Source organism: Metabacillus arenae (genome assembly GCF_014773385.1).
Lineage (GTDB): Bacteria > Bacillota > Bacilli > Bacillales > Bacillaceae > Metabacillus_D > Metabacillus_D arenae.
Window position 1 is genome coordinate 1 of the sequence record NZ_JACXAI010000016.1, and the last position, 15,931, is coordinate 15,931.

A 15,931-nucleotide genomic window follows, 5' to 3' on the forward strand; every position below is an offset into this window, starting at 1 on the left:
AATTTAAAAAAGATGACCCCTGTTCAATACAGAGATCATCTTCTTAAAGCTGCCTAGGCTTTTTTTAAATGTCCTTTACAAAGGGTACATTTTAATCTATCTACAAGCTTTTTTATGTGAACAGAAAGATCGATTTAATTAAATTCTCGGTGTCTTGTCAGAGTTCAAACTTTGCAAGCTTTTTCGCCTTCTCCGTATTAGCAAAATGAAGCTTAGTAAACTGTCTGAGGGTTTCAAACCCATGCTTTTTCATTAATTTTGCTGCGGCAATATCCACTTGGGAACCTGCTCCTTTAGGCAGCAATATCCCAGCTTTTTCTGAAAGCTTTTCAAATTCCTTAACAAATGAATATCTTGCGATAATGGACGCTGCTGCGACTGCAAGATGAATTCCTTCCGCTTTTGTGCTAAAATAAGTATTCTCTTTTGTATAGGATTTTCCGTATAAATGCTTAAAATAAATAGCAGGGTCAACAAATTGATCGATCAGCACAGCTTCAGGCTCTTCGGGACCTATCTTCTCTTTTAAATGCCCGATGGCTTGATTATGCAGTAAAGCTTTCATTTTTCCTTGCGACATCCCCGATTGCTGCAAGGTGTTATATTTTTCATTATGTAAAACAAGCAGGCTGTATGGAATTGTATGGATCAAATCTTTTGCAATTGAAATGATTTGGGGATCCTTCAAGTTTTTTGAATCTTTAACCCCAAGCTCTTTCAACAACTCAAATTGTTCCCGCCGGACATATGCAGCTGTGACAGTGATAGGTCCAAAATAATCACCTGTTCCTACTTCATCAGAGCCGATAATAGAAAGCGTTGAAATATTTTTCGGCGGACTAAAAATCGTTGCCGGCTTCGAATGCTTCTTTATAGTCGTTTTTTGTTTTTGCTCAAGTGTTCCCCAAATGGCTGCTTCTGCAAGTGATGCGTTGCCTTGAAAAAGAACTTTTCCTGACTTATAAGCTGTAATCGTGGAACCGTTTTTTTTTGCAGTGAAGACAGCTCCTGGCGGTACTTTTGGCTGTACATATTCCTGGTAATGCTGTTTCATTTTGTTTAATGTAATTGGATCAACCATGATTACTTTATGTGACAAAAACAACAATCCTTTCTTCTTGTGTTTGTCCCGTTTTAAAGGGCAGTCACCCTCTGCCTCAACCTTTGAAGGAATCAAAGAAGGACGGTTGGGGATTTTTGGTTTTTCCCACTTTAACGGGCAATAAAACCCCTCCTCAATCTTCAGAGGAATAAAGAAGAAAGGTGGGGGATAACTTGCCGCAGGGGTCCGGGAAAAAGGCACACAGACTAAAAGCGCCTCGTCCGTGGCAAAGTCTGTGTGCCTCGGGCTCCCAATCAGTGGCGGATGAAGAAAACCCCGCTGATTGAGGTTTCACTTTATCTGAAGGAAGCTGATATTCGATTAGTTTGATGAAGCAAAAGTGTTTCTTCTCTATCTTAACTTGAATGGACACTTCTTTCCATATTGGAAAAAAACATGTTAAGATAAAGATTAGGATTTTCTAGAATGGAGGATTAACGTTGTCTAACCGCCCTAAAACGAAAACCACAGTTGATATATATGGACAGCAATTTTCAATTGTCGGTACTGAAAGCACTAGTCATATGCGCCTGGTAGCCTCAATTGTTGATGATAAAATGCGTGATATGAACAGTAAAAACCCTGCTTTAGATATGAATAAATTAGCGGTATTGACTGCAGTTAATACCGTTCACGAATACTTAAAGCTAAAAGAAGACTATGAAAAATTGGAGAGACAATTAAGAGAAAAGGATTGAACAAACTGATGCTTGATCTCGCTTTAATTGCCATACTGGTAATCGGAACATTGGTCGGATTAAAACGTGGATTTATCCTTCAATTTATCCATTTAACCGGCTTTATAATATCATATATAGTAGCTTATAAATATTATGATGACCTTGCCCCGAAGCTAACTCTTTGGGTACCCTACCCGACCTTTGGGGAAGGTTCAGAGGTAATTTCTTTTCTTAGTGGAGATAACCTCGAAAATGCTTATTATAATGCAGTAGCGTTTGTTCTATTATTTATCGGAACTAAAATTGTCATGCATATTGTTGGGTCAATGCTTGATTTTGTAACACTATTGCCTATATTAAAGCAGCTAAACAGGTGGGCAGGCGGTATTCTCGGGTTTCTAGAAATCTATTTAATTCTTTTAATATTATTATTTATTGGCGGACTTGTCCCAATTGAGCAATTTCAAACTGCATTAAATGGTTCTGTATTTGCTAATTTAATCGTTCATCACACACCATACTTTTCAGATATGATAAATGAATTATGGCTAAAATATGGCTTGAATTCATAGCTGTTCTCTAACTTCTCCGTAGTGAGAAGTTTTTTCGAGTTTTGGAAACATTCAGGCAAAGGTACGAACTGCATTGGTTTGTACGTAAAAAAAGCTTCTCCTATAAAACTTTATTAGGAAAACTCCACTCCTTTCTGTTTGACTTTATACCAGTGATCATAATGAAGTCTAATAGTGATCGATATGTGTTCATAAGCTGCTCATATTGTACTTTTTAAAAAAAGTTTGTATCATTTTGTTTAGTAGATCGTATGTTACCTAAGGAACTAGAGGTGAATGTAATGAATGTTCATAAAAAAGATGTTATTAAACTACTTGAATCCATAGCCATTTATATGGAGCTAAAAGGAGAAAATTCATTTAAAATATCAGCATTTCGGAAGGCGGCAAATGCTCTTGAACAGGATGATAGAAGCCTTTCATCAATTGAGGATTTTACGGCTCTTTCAGGCATAGGGAAGGGAACTGCAGCTGTGATTGAGGAGTTCGTAGATACAGGTGCAAGTCAAACATTTGAAAAATTAAAAGAAGAAGTACCTGAAGGGCTGCTCCCGTTATTAAAACTTCCAGGGCTTGGCGGCAAAAAAATTGCTAAGCTTTATCAAGAATTACAAGTTGATAGTTTGGATGCTTTAAAAGATGCTTGTGAAAACAACAGAGTCCAGCACCTCGCAGGGTTTGGCAAGAAGACAGAAGAGAAAATACTTGCCTCAATTGCTGAGGCAGGGACAAGACCTGAAAGAGTCCCGCTGGCTTGGGCATTGAAGGTGGCAGATCAAATCGAGCTTTCTCTTGAAAAGATGAAGGGGATTAATAGATACTCAAGAGCAGGATCCCTGCGAAGAATGAAGGAAACAGTGAAAGATCTCGATTTTATTATTTCTGCAGACGATGTTCAATCAGTACGAAAGCAGCTAGTTGAGTTACCTAATGTAACGAGTATTATAGCAAACGGAGAGACGAAAGTATCTGTTGATTTAGAATATGATTTTGAAATCAGTGTTGATTTCCGGTTAGTAAAAGAAGTAGAATTTGCAACAACCTTACATCATTTTACCGGCTCAAAAGATCATAATGTAAAAATGAGACAATTAGCAAAAGAACGGAAAGAAAAAATTAGTGAGTACGGAGTAGAAAATTCTCAAACAGGCGAAATCAAGACATTTAAGTCAGAGCAGGATTTTTATAAACATTTTGATTTGCCCTATATCCCTCCTGAACTAAGGGAGGATGGCAGCGAAGTAGAACACTATCAGCCTGATTCAACACTAATAGAGCTCTCCCATATAAAAGGCGATATCCATATGCACTCCACATGGAGCGACGGAGCGTTCACAATTGAGGAAATGGCGGAAGCATGCAGGCAAAAAGGCTATCAATATATAGCGATTACTGATCATTCACAATATTTAAAGGTTGCGAATGGGCTAACACCTGAACGTGTAAAAGCTCAAAGAGAAGAAATTAAGAGAATTAATGAAAAGTATAATGATTTTCACATTTTCACCGGAATTGAAATGGATATTTTGCCTAATGGGACTCTTGATTATGATGATGACCTTCTAGAGGGGCTGGACCTTGTCATCGCTTCCATTCATTCTAGTTTTTCACAGCCGCAAGAAGTGATTATGAGCAGGCTTAAAACAGCCCTTGAAAATAAGCATGTTGATATTATTGCCCATCCAACTGGCCGTCTAATCGGCAGAAGAAACGGGTATGATGTTGACATTGATATGCTCGTGAATTTAGCAAAAGAAACAGATACTGTACTTGAATTAAACGCAAATCCAAATCGGCTGGATTTAAACATGGAGCATTTAAAAAAAGCTCAAGAAGCTGGAGTTAAACTGGTCATCAATACGGATGCTCATAATATAGAGATGCTTGACCATATGACCATTGGTGTTTCAGCAGGAAAAAAAGCATGGTTAAAAGCTGAAAATGTTGTGAATACATGGGATATTGAAAAGCTAAAGAAATTTCTAAAACGCGGATCATAGTTCTTAAATGATCGAGGAGGTTTTAATCTTTGCAACCACGCGTACTTAAGGCGTTAGAATATGAAAAAATAAAGGAACAATTAGTCCAGCATGTATCTTCTTCCTTAGGAAGAGAAAAGGTTGATGAGCTTCTGCCTTTAACAAATTTTGAAGAAGTTGTATCAGCACAGGAACAAACAGACGAAGCTGCCAATGTTTTGCGATTAAAGGGACAAGCTCCATTAGGGGGTCTTGTAGATATTCGATCCTCAGCCAAAAGAGCCAATATCGGCGGAATGCTCAGCCCTGCAGAGCTTACAGAAATCTCTGGAACGCTATATGCTTCAAGACAAATGAAGCATTTCATTGAAGAGTTATTAGAAGAAGAGCTTCCGATTCCACATTTAGATAACCTTGCTCGCGGCATTGTTCCACATACTGATTTAGAACGAAAAATCAATCAATGCATTGATGACTATGGAGAAGTATTGGATCATGCAAGTGACACATTGAGAAATTTGCGGCAGCAATTAAGAACACTCGAGTCCAGAGTAAGAGACAAATTGGAATCAATGATCCGGTCTTCTTCTGCTCAAAAGATGCTTTCAGATGCCATTGTCACAATTAGGAATGACCGGTTCGTCATCCCGGTTAAACAAGAATACCGTTCATCCTACGGCGGCATCGTTCATGATCAATCATCATCTGGTGCTACATTATTTATCGAGCCTCAAGTAGTTGTCGATCTAAATAACACGCTGCAACAGACAAGGGTGAAAGAAAAAGTAGAAATAGAACGGATTTTAAGGGAGTTATCAGACAGAGTGGCTGAGCATACAGAAGAAATCCTTTTTAATGTTAGGATACTTGCAGATATGGATTTCATGTTTGCGAAAGCGAGATATGCAAAGCAAATTAAAGCGACTAAACCTGAAATGAACAATAAGGGCTATGTTCGCCTGATGAAAGCAAGACATCCCTTGCTTTCACCAGATGATGTCGTACCAAATGATATCGAGCTTGGAAAAGATTTTACTACGATTGTTATAACAGGACCAAATACTGGAGGAAAAACGGTTACTTTGAAAGTGATCGGACTGCTTACATTAATGGGACAATCAGGTCTGCAGATCCCGGCAATGGATGGATCAGAGCTTACCGTATTCAAGCAAGTGTTTGCTGACATTGGTGATGAACAATCAATTGAACAAAGTCTCAGTACTTTTTCTTCACACATGGTCAATATTGTTGAAATTTTAAAACATATGGATCATGAGAGCTTAGTTTTATTCGATGAACTAGGAGCAGGTACAGATCCTCAAGAAGGAGCTGCGCTTGCTATTTCGATTTTAGATGAAGTGTATAACCGGGGAGCAAGAGTTGTCGCAACTACCCATTATCCTGAATTGAAAGCTTATGGATATAATCGAGAAGGTGTTGTTAACGCAAGTGTTGAATTTAATGTCGAAACATTAAGTCCTACCTATAAACTTCTCATTGGTGTGCCAGGAAGAAGCAATGCGTTTGAAATATCAAAACGACTGGGGCTAATGAATTCTGTAATCAGCAGGGCAAAATCTCATATGAGTGCAGATCAAAATGAAGTCGATTCAATGATTGCTTCTTTAGAGGAAAGTAAAAAAGGTGCCCAAAGCGAACTTTCAGCTGCCCATGAGCTTAGAAAGGAAGCTGAACAGCTTCATAAAGAGCTTCAGCAGCAAATCCTTGAACTGAATCAACAACGGGATAAACTATACGAAGCAGCTGAGCGTAAAGCGGAAATGAAGCTAAATGAAGCGACTGAAGAAGCAGATAAGATTATCCGTGAACTGCGCAAGATGAAAAAGGAACATCATGCTGAGATTAAAGATCATGAATTGATTGAAGCGAAAAAACGGCTTGAGGGTGCTGTTCCTTCATTTGATAAATCAGCTAAGGCCATTTCGAAACAAAAAACGGCAGCGCAAAAGCTATTGCCTGGAGACGAAGTGAAGGTCCTTACATTCGACCAGAAAGGTCATCTCGTTGAAAAAGTTGGGGGCAAAGAATGGCAAGTTCAAATGGGCATTATGAAAATGAAAGTGAAGGAAAAAGATCTACAATACATTAGCCGTCCGCAAAAAGTAGAGCAAAAGCCTCTGGCGACTGTTAAGGGCCGGGATTATCATGTTTCACTTGAACTCGATTTACGGGGAGAACGCTTTGAAAATGCCTTATTAAAAGTTGAAAAGTATCTAGATGATGCTGTATTAGCTGGGTATCCAAGAGTTTCGATCATTCACGGAAAAGGAACTGGTGCTTTAAGAAAAGGTGTTCAAGAGCTGTTGAAAAATCATCGAAGCGTTAAAAATTTAAGGTTTGGTGAAGCTGGGGAAGGTGGAACCGGAGTAACGGTCGTAGAACTAAAATAGGGAGATAATTATGAAAACTTTTTGGGAAAATGATTTAGTTCAAAATGCAGCAAACTACAGTGTGGCCATCCTTTGTGCAGTTTTATTTCTTACCATTTTTGAGTTGGTAACAAAATATAAAAACTGGGAAGAAATTCAGAAAGGAAATATGGCCGTGGCGATGGCAACAGGCGGAAAAATATTTGGGATTGCAAATGTGTTCAGCCATTCAATTAGTCAGCATGATACATTGTTTCAAATGATCGGATGGGGACTTTTTGGCTTTGTGCTTTTATTGCTGGGTTATTTCATCTTTGAATTTCTAACTCTAAGGTTTAAAATTGACGAAGAAATAGAAAACGATAACAGAGCTGTAGGTTTTATTTCATTGGTTATTTCAGTAGGACTGTCCTATGTTATAGGAGCAGGGATTTAAGAGGAGGCTGTATGTGGAAACGTTGGCAAAGGTTTTGCTTACTTGTTGCGGAGCATTTATTTTAATCGGAATTATCTTTTTATTGTTTTTAGCCTAAGCTTGCGGGGGAATCCCCGCTTTTTTAAATTTGTGAAACGGCCTATCATACTCATAATCTAATTCAAGAGCTTCTCTTAAATTGCTCAAAAATCTAAAAATATTTATATTTCTGAATATACTCTGATATACTTAACTATAATCCGAAAGTCTTGAAAGATAATAAAGGGGAGGAATTCGGATGGACAAAGGGAAAATTTGGGCTAAAAATTACCCGGAAGAAATACCGTATGAGCTTGTAATTGAGCCTAAGCCATTGCAAAGCTATTTGACACGGTCCGCAGTAAATTATCCACATGAAACTGCTATTCATTTTATAGGGAAGGAATTAACCTTTAGAGAAGTCTACGAAAAATCGTTAAAGCTGGGGAATTATTTGCAAGAGCTTGGTCTGCAAAAAGGGGAGCGAGTCTCCATCATGCTTCCAAACTGTCCCCAAGCTGTGATTGCCTATTACGGTGTACTATATGCTGGCGGGATAGTTGTCCAAACGAATCCACTTTATATGGAACGAGAGCTGGAATATCAAATGAAAGATTGCGGGGCAAAGTATATCATTACATTAGATTTGCTTTATCCAAGGGTTTCAAAAGTGAAAGCGCTAACATCGTTGAAGCATATTATTGTAACCGGAATAAAGGATTTCTTACCCTTTCCTAAAAATATACTCTATCCTTTTGTTCAGAAAAAGCAAAATCAACTAGTAGTCAAAATTCAACACAATGATAATACTCACTTATTTACTTCAATTATGAAACAAGCAAAACCTTTTGTTAAGGAGATAGAAATAGATACAGAACAGGATGTGGCTCTTCTCCAATATACTGGCGGAACCACCGGTTTGCCAAAAGGTGTCATGCTCACACATCGAAATTTAGTTGCCAATACACAAATGTGTGCCGCATGGATGTATAAATGTGAAGAGGGAAAAGAAACAGTGCTGGGATTGCTTCCATTTTTCCATGTATATGGAATGACAACTGTCATGAATCTTTCGATCATGAAAGGTTTTAAAATGGTATTACTCCCTAAATTTGATGCTGCTGATACGTTAAGAGCGATTCATAAGCAAAAGCCAACCCTTTTTCCTGGAGCACCTTCTATCTATATAGCTTTATTAAATCATCCTGACCTTAAGTCTTATGACCTCTCTTCAATTGATTGTTGTATCAGCGGATCTGCACCTCTTCCTATTGAGGTTCAGGAAAGATTTGAAAAGCAAACAGGCGGGAGATTAGTAGAGGGCTACGGGTTATCAGAAGCATCTCCTGTTACTCATTCTAATCTTTTATGGGAAGAGAAGCGAAAGGGAAGTATTGGAATTCCTTGGCCAAATACAGATTCAATCATTATATCATTGGAAACGGGTGAAAAAGCTGCTCCAAATGAACTTGGCGAAATTGCCATCTCAGGTCCACAAATCATGAAAGGATATTGGGGAAAGGAAATGGAAACAAATGCTGTCTTAAAAAACGGATGGTTATTAACAGGAGACATTGGTTACATGGATGAAGATGGTTTCTTTTATATCGTTGATCGTAAAAAAGACATGATTATTGCAGGCGGTTTCAATATATATCCAAGAGAAATCGAAGAAGTTCTTTATGAACATGAAAAAGTTCAAGAAGTTGTTGTTGCAGGAATTCCAGATCCTTACCGCGGGGAAACGGTAAAAGCTTATATCGTATTAAAAGAGGATGTGAATGCAACAGAAGAGGAATTTAATGACTTTTGCCGAAAGCATCTTGCAGCGTTTAAAGTACCAAGAATTTACGAATTTCGCAGCAAATTGCCGAAAACAGCTGTCGGAAAAATTTTAAGAAGAGCTCTGATTGATGAAGAAAAAGAAAAATTAAAAAACGCGAATTAATCATTCGCCGTCTATTAGGCGGCATTGTTCTTTTATATAAAAAGCTTAATTAGCATCGAAGTAGCAATCGATGGCCTGCACTTTTCAACATAGCCCTCCTCTCCCCCTCCTGGGGAGCTCAAGCAAACAAAAGGTTAAGAATCCTTTCTGCCGACTCGTCTTATTCCGGATCACAAATGGACAATCGCTCTGTGATCATTATTTAATGAATTGACAAAAATAATGAAAAAATTGTTTCATGCTTGACAGAATAAGAAATCCTTTTTATGATTAATTTATGAATGACTATTCATTCATTATTTTGAAAGGTAGCGAGGATACATTGAGACAACAAAAACCGAAATATAAGCAAATAATTGATGCAGCTGTCATTGTAATTGCCGAAAACGGATACCATCAGGCACAGGTATCCAAGATCGCTAAACAAGCTGGAGTAGCAGATGGAACCATTTATCTTTATTTTAAAAATAAAGAAGATATACTGGTTTCACTGTTTCAAGAAAAGATGGGTGTGTTTATCGAGAAAATTCGTTCTGAAATAGCAGGAAAGACATCATCAGCAGAGAAATTATATTTGTTAGTTGAAAAACATTTTACCTGGTTTGCAGAAGAACCTCATCTAGCGATTGTCACACAGTTGGAATTGAGACAGTCAAACAAAGATCTTAGGCTTCGTATAAATGAAGTTTTGAAGGGCTATTTAGATGTTGTGGATGAGATTATTCAGTCAGGCAAAAGAGCTGGTGAATTTAGAGAAAGCCTAAACCTTAGGTTAACAAGGCAAATGATCTTTGGAACCATTGATGAAATGGTAACGACCTGGGTCATGAACGATCAAAAATATGATCTGGTAGCAACGGCGAAAGAAGTTCATGAACTGATTGTGTCAGGGTGCGGGAATCATTAATCCTGCATCCTAATAATTTATTGTTTTTATTCACCGATTTTCATAAAAAGGGGAATGTCTAATGCAATACTTGCGAGTAGAAAAGGAACAATACGTTGCAACAATAACAATTCAGCATCCTCCAGCTAATGCCTTGTCATCTAAAGTTTTGAAAGAGCTTTCATCTTTGTTGGATGATCTGGAGCATAACCGGGAGGTAAGGGTAATTGTAATGCATGGAGAAGGAAAATTCTTTTCGGCAGGTGCCGATATTAAGGAATTTACAACTGTAGAGAATGGAATTGAGTTTTCAAAACTGGCGAAAAGAGGCCAACAGCTTTTTGAAAGAATTGAAACTTATTCCAAACCGGTTATAGCTGCTATCCATGGAGCTGCATTAGGTGGCGGATTGGAGCTGGCGATGGCATGTCATCTCCGTTTGGTCACAGAGGATGCAAAGCTTGGACTGCCAGAACTTCAATTAGGATTGATTCCAGGGTTTGCAGGAACTCAGCGGCTGCCGAAATATGTCGGCACTGAAAGAGCAATTGAGATGTTGCTGACAAGTGAGCCAATTACCGGAAAACAAGCTGTTGAATATGGTTTGGCAAGTCGTACAGTATCGGAGGTCAAGCTATTAGCAGAAGCAAAGAAATTAGCTGAAAAATTTGCTTCGAAAAGCCCGATTTCAGTACGTGCAACTATCGACTTATTGAATGCAGCAAAGCCGCCATCATATCATGATGCTGTAACAAAAGAATCCGACTACTTTGGAGAAGTATTTGAAAGTGCTGATGCAAAAGAGGGAATACAAGCCTTCTTGGAAAAAAGAAAGCCGTATTTTAAAGGGGAATAATTGCTTTCAAATCAATTTGTTCTATTCATTTATTATTGTTTATAGGGTGGTTTATTGAATAAGGAGTCGGTTCTTTCGCCGATTTCATCAATTCCCACCTCTAATATAACTTCAAAGAAGACTCGAAAAGCTTTTTTCTAATAATATGTCTTAACGAATACAGGGGGAAAGACGATGAATATTTATGTCATTATGAAAAGAACATTTGATACAGAAGAAAGGCTGTCTGTGAGCAATGGACGAATTTCCGAAGATGGAGCTGAATTCATTATTAATCCATATGATGAATATGCGATTGAAGAAGCGATCACTATACGTGATGCTGAGGGTGGAGAAGTGACGGTAGTAACAGTTGGCGGAGAAGAGTCTGAAAAAGAATTAAGAACAGCTCTTGCCATGGGATGCGACAAAGCGGTTTTAATAAATACAGAAGATGACTTGGATGAAGGGGATCAGTATACAACTGCAACGATTTTAGGAGAATATTTTAAAGGCAAGGAAGTTGACCTTATTCTTGGCGGAAATGTTGCCATCGATGGAGGGTCTGGGCAAGTTGGGCCTCACTTGGCAGAATTGCTGGATATTCCGTATGTAACAACTATTACAAAGCTTACGATTGAGGGGAACAAAGCAACAATTGTTCGTGATGTTGAGGGGGATCAAGAAGTCATTGAAACCACTCTGCCTTTACTTGTAACAGCACAGCAAGGTCTTAACGAGCCTCGTTATCCATCCTTACCAGGAATTATGAAGGCGAAGAAAAAACCATTGGAAGAGCTTGAATTAGATGATTTAGATCTTAATGAAGACGATGTCGAGGCGAAAACGAAAACATTGGAAATTTTTTTGCCGCCAAGCAAAGAAGCTGGAAAAGTATTGCAGGGGGACATTGAAGACCAAGTAAAAGAATTAGTTTCACTCCTCCGTACAGAAGCGAAAGTTATTTAAGGGTGGCTTTTTTAATAGAAATTGGCTCATCGGCAAATTTTCTTAATATCAGAATGTTTAAGCTCACCATCAAGTATTAAAGGGGTAGGGTGGTTTTTAAAAAAGAAACCGGCATTTTCGCCGATTACATCACTTCACACCTCTGATTTCTAGAAAATGCGTCAGCATTTTTTCAGGGAGATAACACGGAGAATATTTTTACAGGGGGAAACCATTATGGCACGAAAAGTTTTAGTTTTAGGAGAAGTAAGAGAGCAAACTTTAAGAAATGTATCCTTTGAAGCGCTCGCTGCTGCAAAAACCGTTGCAGAAGGCGGAGAAGTGGTTGCTGCGCTTGTAGGAAAGAATATTTCAAGCTTAGCCGATGAAATGCTTCAATACGGTGCAGATAGAGTTGTCAAAATAGAAAATGAAAAGCTAAAAGCTTATACACCAGACGGATATTCACAAGCATTGCTGGCAGTAATCGAAAGTGAAAAGCCGGGCGGGATTGTATTCGGTCATACAGCCTTAGGAAAAGATTTATCTCCAAAATTAGCAGCCAAACTGAATACTGGATTAATATCTGATGCAACAAATGTAGAAATAGCAGGTGGAAACATAGTTTTTACCCGTCCTATCTATTCCGGTAAAGCATTTGAGAAGAAGATTGTAACGGGAGATATTATTTTTGCTACGATAAGACCAAACAATATTGCTTCCTTAGAAAAGGATGAGTCACATACAGGTGAGATCTCTTCCTTATCTGTTGATATTAAAGACCTTCGAACCATTGTAAAAGAGGTTATACGCAAAGCGACGGAAGGGGTTGACTTATCTGAAGCAAAGGTTATTGTTGCTGGAGGGCGCGGAGTGAAAAGCTCGAATGGTTTTGAGCCTTTAAAAGAGCTTGCAAATGTTTTAGGCGGGGCCATAGGGGCATCGCGGGGTGCTTGTGATGCGGATTATTGCGATTACTCTCTGCAAATAGGTCAAACTGGTAAGGTCGTTACGCCTGACTTGTATATCGCATGCGGGATCTCTGGTGCAATTCAGCATCTGGCAGGAATGTCCAACTCTAAAGTAATTGTTGCGATTAATAAAGATCCTGAAGCAAATATTTTTAAAATAGCTGACTATGGAATCGTAGGAGACTTGTTTGAAGTAGTACCATTATTAACACAAGAATTTAAAAAGTTAAATGTCCATTCATAAAAAGCAATCATAAACGGCTGCCAAAAACTTGGCAGCCGTTCCATCAATATGGTCACCAATGCTGCAATTCAACATCTCCGTCAATCATTGATTTAGCGGAATATCCTGCAATTACTAAAGAAATTGTTTTTTATCCTTTAAAATAGGGAATTATAAAACACGAGCATATTATTAGCGCTTAAAACCACAGAGGTGCTATACTTAAGACCATTATTTAAGCTTTAAGCTTTATAGGAGGTATTTTAATGGCGATTACAAATGTATCAGATCAAAGTTTCAGCACTGAAACTAGCGAAGGTGTTGTGTTAGCGGATTTTTGGGCTCCTTGGTGTGGTCCTTGTAAAATGATTGCTCCTGTATTGGAAGAGTTAGATCAAGAAATGGGAGACAAAGTTAAAATCGTAAAACTAGACGTAGACGAAAACCAAGAAACAGCTGGAAAATATGGTGTAATGAGCATTCCAACTTTACTTGTTTTTAAAGATGGTGAGGTTGTTGATAAAGCAGTAGGCTTCCAGCCTAAAGAAGCTTTAGCAGAATTACTTACAAAACATGCTTAATCAATTAATTGATAAAACAGTCTCTCTCTGGAGGCTGTTTTTTTATCTGTTAAGAATAGTTAATTAAAGTATTAACATGATAACGAGTGGTATCATTGTCCAGCGCAGGCGGACAGGACAGCAAGAACATCATTATTTCTGGGAGTCTTATGTGTGCTGGTCCTATGTTGGAGGAGATGTCCAGAGATTTAAATGATTCTATAGTCAAAACGACCTATTGCTTGGGAAATAAATAAAAATGGTTTTTTGATTCCAAAAGAAGAATTTTGGAGAGATTTCATGTAAAATAAAGGTCTATTATGTTATTTTGAGGGTGGTTTAAGGTGAATCAGCATATAAAAGAAAAATTGACTCTTTTGCCAGACCAGCCAGGCTGTTACTTAATGAAGGATCGGCAAGGAACGGTCATTTATGTAGGAAAAGCGAAAGTGTTAAGGAATCGCGTTCGTTCTTATTTCACAGGATCTCATGATGCTAAAACACAAAGGCTGGTCAATGAGATTGAAGATTTTGAATACATTGTAACCTCATCTAATATTGAAGCACTTATTTTAGAGATGAATTTAATAAAGAAATATGATCCTAAATATAATGTGATGCTGAAAGACGATAAAACCTATCCTTTTATTAAAATTACAGCAGAGAGGCACCCGCGACTGATCGTCACAAGAAAAGTCAAGAAAGATAAAGGGAAATATTTTGGTCCCTATCCTAATGTTCAAGCTGCAAGGGAAACAAAGAAATTGCTCGATAGACTTTATCCATTGCGGAAGTGCAATACTTTACCTGATAAGGTTTGTCTATATTATCACCTGGGGCAGTGTTTAGCACCATGTGTCAAATCTGTATCAGAAAAAACAAACAAACAGCTTGTAGAAGAAATTTCAAGGTTTTTAAATGGCGGATTCAAAGCGATTAAAGCAGAACTAACCTCAAAGATGCAAGAAGCTGCCGAGGCCCTTGATTTTGAGAGAGCAAAAGAATTTCGAGATCAGCTTGTTCATATTGAAGCGACAATGGAAAAGCAGAAAATGACATTAACGGATTTTGTAGACCGAGATGTGTTTGCCTATGCGTATGACAAGGGATGGATGTGTGTACAAGTTTTCTTTATCAGGCAAGGGAAATTGATTGAACGGGATGTTTCGATGTTTCCGTTGTATCAAGAGCCTGAAGAAGAGTTTTATACATTTATTGGTCAATTTTATTCGAAAAATGCGCATTTCTTACCGCGTGAGATTTTACTTCCCGACAGTGTTGACCACGAATTAATTCATCAATTATTACAAGTCCAAGTATACCAGCCAAAACGCGGAAAAAAGAAAGACTTGCTGCTATTGGCCCATAAAAATGCAAAAATGGCACTTCAAGAAAAGTTTTTTCTAATTGAGCGTGATGAAGAAAGAACAATCAAAGCAGTTGAAAGCCTTGGAAACGCTCTTGGAATTTATCCACCGCTTCGAATTGAAGCATTTGATAACTCGAATATTCAAGGAACAGATCCAGTTTCGGCAATGATTGTGTTTATAGACGGAAAGCCGGCTAAAAAAGATTACAGAAAATATAAAATCAAAACAGTCAAGGGTCCAGATGACTATGACTCAATGAGAGAAGTTATTAGAAGAAGATATACACGTGTATTGAAAGAAGGTTTGCCCCTGCCAGACATGATTTTAATAGATGGAGGAAAAGGTCAGTTAAGTGCTGCGAAGGAAATTCTTGAAAATGAACTTAACCTTGATATTCCAGTAGCTGGATTGGTAAAAGATGAAAAGCACCGGACCTCCAACTTGCTTATTGGAGATCCTCCTGAGCTAATTGGACTTGAAAGAAACAGCCAGGAATTTTACCTATTGCAAAGAATCCAGGATGAGGTCCATCGATTTGCTATTACATTCCACAGGCAGCTGAGGGGGAAGAGTGCGTTTCAATCTGTTCTTGACAATATACCCGGGGTAGGAGAAAAACGCAAAAAGATGTTATTAAAACATTTCGGTTCTATAAAAAAAATGAAAGAAGCAACCTTGGATGACTTGAAAAAAGCAGGCATTCCTGCTGCTACAGCCAAAGACATCCTAGAAAAATTAAAAAAATAGATTGCCATTTTTTAGATTGTCTGATAAAATCATAACTAATTTCATACTTTGATCGTTTAGTTCGTTAAATGAAGATAGAGGTGCGAGCTTCAAGAGTATGTTATGTGAGGTGAATGGAAGCCTGAGAGCATAACAGAAAGGGGAGAGTCGCCGAAGTGAAGGGAATTCCATTATTTCCCTTTTCTGGTTCTGTATTGAATAAGTGCAGAATTGTCAAGAATTTATTTCTTGGAGGGCTATCTCATTGTGTGAGCGGATAATTTATT

The 15,931-nt window shown here is 38.1% G+C and carries 13 protein-coding genes and 1 riboswitch; of the genes, 12 read left to right on the forward strand and 1 reads right to left on the reverse strand.

Going from position 1 to position 15,931, the window contains the following annotated elements; translation table 11 throughout:
• Window positions 1–157: 157 nt before the first annotated feature.
• The gene (gene rnhC, locus IC621_RS12955; RefSeq protein WP_318153039.1) at window positions 158–1,099 is read right to left on the reverse strand and encodes a ribonuclease HIII; all 942 of its coding nucleotides are present in this window, start codon (window positions 1,097–1,099) and stop codon (window positions 158–160) included.
• A gap of 443 nt (window positions 1,100–1,542) precedes the next feature.
• On the opposite strand from rnhC, the gene zapA reads away from it, so the two are divergent.
• The 12 genes from zapA to uvrC all read left to right on the forward strand — a co-directional run bounded on the left by zapA (window position 1,543) and on the right by uvrC (window position 15,665).
• Complete coding sequence (zapA, locus tag IC621_RS12960; RefSeq protein ID WP_191158741.1) at window positions 1,543–1,800, forward strand: cell division protein ZapA; 258 nt, start codon at window positions 1,543–1,545, stop codon at window positions 1,798–1,800.
• A gap of 8 nt (window positions 1,801–1,808) precedes the next feature.
• Entirely contained in the window at window positions 1,809–2,354 is a 546-nt protein-coding gene (locus tag IC621_RS12965) for a CvpA family protein (RefSeq protein WP_191158850.1), read from the forward strand.
• 281 nt (window positions 2,355–2,635) lie between these two features.
• Window positions 2,636–4,354 carry a DNA polymerase/3'-5' exonuclease PolX gene (gene polX, locus IC621_RS12970; protein ID WP_191158742.1) on the forward strand — a complete coding sequence of 573 codons (1,719 nt, stop codon included), beginning with the start codon at window positions 2,636–2,638 and terminating at the stop codon, window positions 4,352–4,354.
• A 29-nt stretch (window positions 4,355–4,383) separates the two neighbouring features.
• Complete coding sequence (locus IC621_RS12975) at window positions 4,384–6,744, forward strand: endonuclease MutS2 (protein WP_191158743.1); 2,361 nt, start codon at window positions 4,384–4,386, stop codon at window positions 6,742–6,744.
• Window positions 6,745–6,754: 10 nt separating this feature from the next.
• Window positions 6,755–7,159 carry a DUF350 domain-containing protein gene (locus tag IC621_RS12980; RefSeq protein WP_191158744.1) on the forward strand — a complete coding sequence of 135 codons (405 nt, stop codon included), beginning with the start codon at window positions 6,755–6,757 and terminating at the stop codon, window positions 7,157–7,159.
• A 277-nt stretch (window positions 7,160–7,436) separates the two neighbouring features.
• Complete coding sequence (locus IC621_RS12985; RefSeq protein ID WP_191158745.1) at window positions 7,437–9,125, forward strand: AMP-binding protein; 1,689 nt, start codon at window positions 7,437–7,439, stop codon at window positions 9,123–9,125.
• Between the two features lie 322 nt (window positions 9,126–9,447).
• Window positions 9,448–10,032: a TetR/AcrR family transcriptional regulator gene (locus IC621_RS12990; RefSeq protein ID WP_191158746.1), complete on the forward strand. Its 585-nt coding sequence runs from the start codon at window positions 9,448–9,450 to the stop codon at window positions 10,030–10,032.
• A gap of 61 nt (window positions 10,033–10,093) precedes the next feature.
• Complete coding sequence (locus IC621_RS12995) at window positions 10,094–10,867, forward strand: enoyl-CoA hydratase (protein ID WP_191158747.1); 774 nt, start codon at window positions 10,094–10,096, stop codon at window positions 10,865–10,867.
• 174 nt (window positions 10,868–11,041) lie between these two features.
• A complete protein-coding gene (locus IC621_RS13000) occupies window positions 11,042–11,815 on the forward strand; it encodes an electron transfer flavoprotein subunit beta/FixA family protein (protein WP_191158748.1) in 774 nt (257 codons plus the stop codon).
• A 216-nt stretch (window positions 11,816–12,031) separates the two neighbouring features.
• Window positions 12,032–13,009: an electron transfer flavoprotein subunit alpha/FixB family protein gene (locus IC621_RS13005; RefSeq protein ID WP_191158749.1), complete on the forward strand. Its 978-nt coding sequence runs from the start codon at window positions 12,032–12,034 to the stop codon at window positions 13,007–13,009.
• A gap of 245 nt (window positions 13,010–13,254) precedes the next feature.
• Window positions 13,255–13,569 carry a thioredoxin gene (trxA, locus tag IC621_RS13010; protein ID WP_191158750.1) on the forward strand — a complete coding sequence of 105 codons (315 nt, stop codon included), beginning with the start codon at window positions 13,255–13,257 and terminating at the stop codon, window positions 13,567–13,569.
• Window positions 13,570–13,892: 323 nt separating this feature from the next.
• Window positions 13,893–15,665 carry an excinuclease ABC subunit UvrC gene (gene uvrC, locus IC621_RS13015; RefSeq protein ID WP_191158751.1) on the forward strand — a complete coding sequence of 591 codons (1,773 nt, stop codon included), beginning with the start codon at window positions 13,893–13,895 and terminating at the stop codon, window positions 15,663–15,665.
• A gap of 67 nt (window positions 15,666–15,732) precedes the next feature.
• A riboswitch (Lysine riboswitch) is annotated at window positions 15,733–15,912 on the forward strand.
• Window positions 15,913–15,931 lie beyond the last annotated feature (19 nt).

Bases quoted from the DNA above. Each gene is read 5' to 3' on its own strand.
- IC621_RS12980 (WP_191158744.1), top strand. From the start codon at position 6,755: ATGAAAACTTTTTGGGAAAATGATTTAGTTCAAAATGCAGCAAACTAC.
- trxA (WP_191158750.1), top strand. From the start codon at position 13,255: ATGGCGATTACAAATGTATCAGATCAAAGTTTCAGCACTGAAACTAGC.
- IC621_RS12985 (WP_191158745.1), top strand. From the start codon at position 7,437: ATGGACAAAGGGAAAATTTGGGCTAAAAATTACCCGGAAGAAATACCG.
- polX (WP_191158742.1), top strand. From the start codon at position 2,636: ATGAATGTTCATAAAAAAGATGTTATTAAACTACTTGAATCCATAGCC.
- IC621_RS13005 (WP_191158749.1), top strand. From the start codon at position 12,032: ATGGCACGAAAAGTTTTAGTTTTAGGAGAAGTAAGAGAGCAAACTTTA.
- IC621_RS12995 (WP_191158747.1), top strand. From the start codon at position 10,094: ATGCAATACTTGCGAGTAGAAAAGGAACAATACGTTGCAACAATAACA.
- IC621_RS12965 (WP_191158850.1), top strand. From the start codon at position 1,809: ATGCTTGATCTCGCTTTAATTGCCATACTGGTAATCGGAACATTGGTC.
- IC621_RS13000 (WP_191158748.1), top strand. From the start codon at position 11,042: ATGAATATTTATGTCATTATGAAAAGAACATTTGATACAGAAGAAAGG.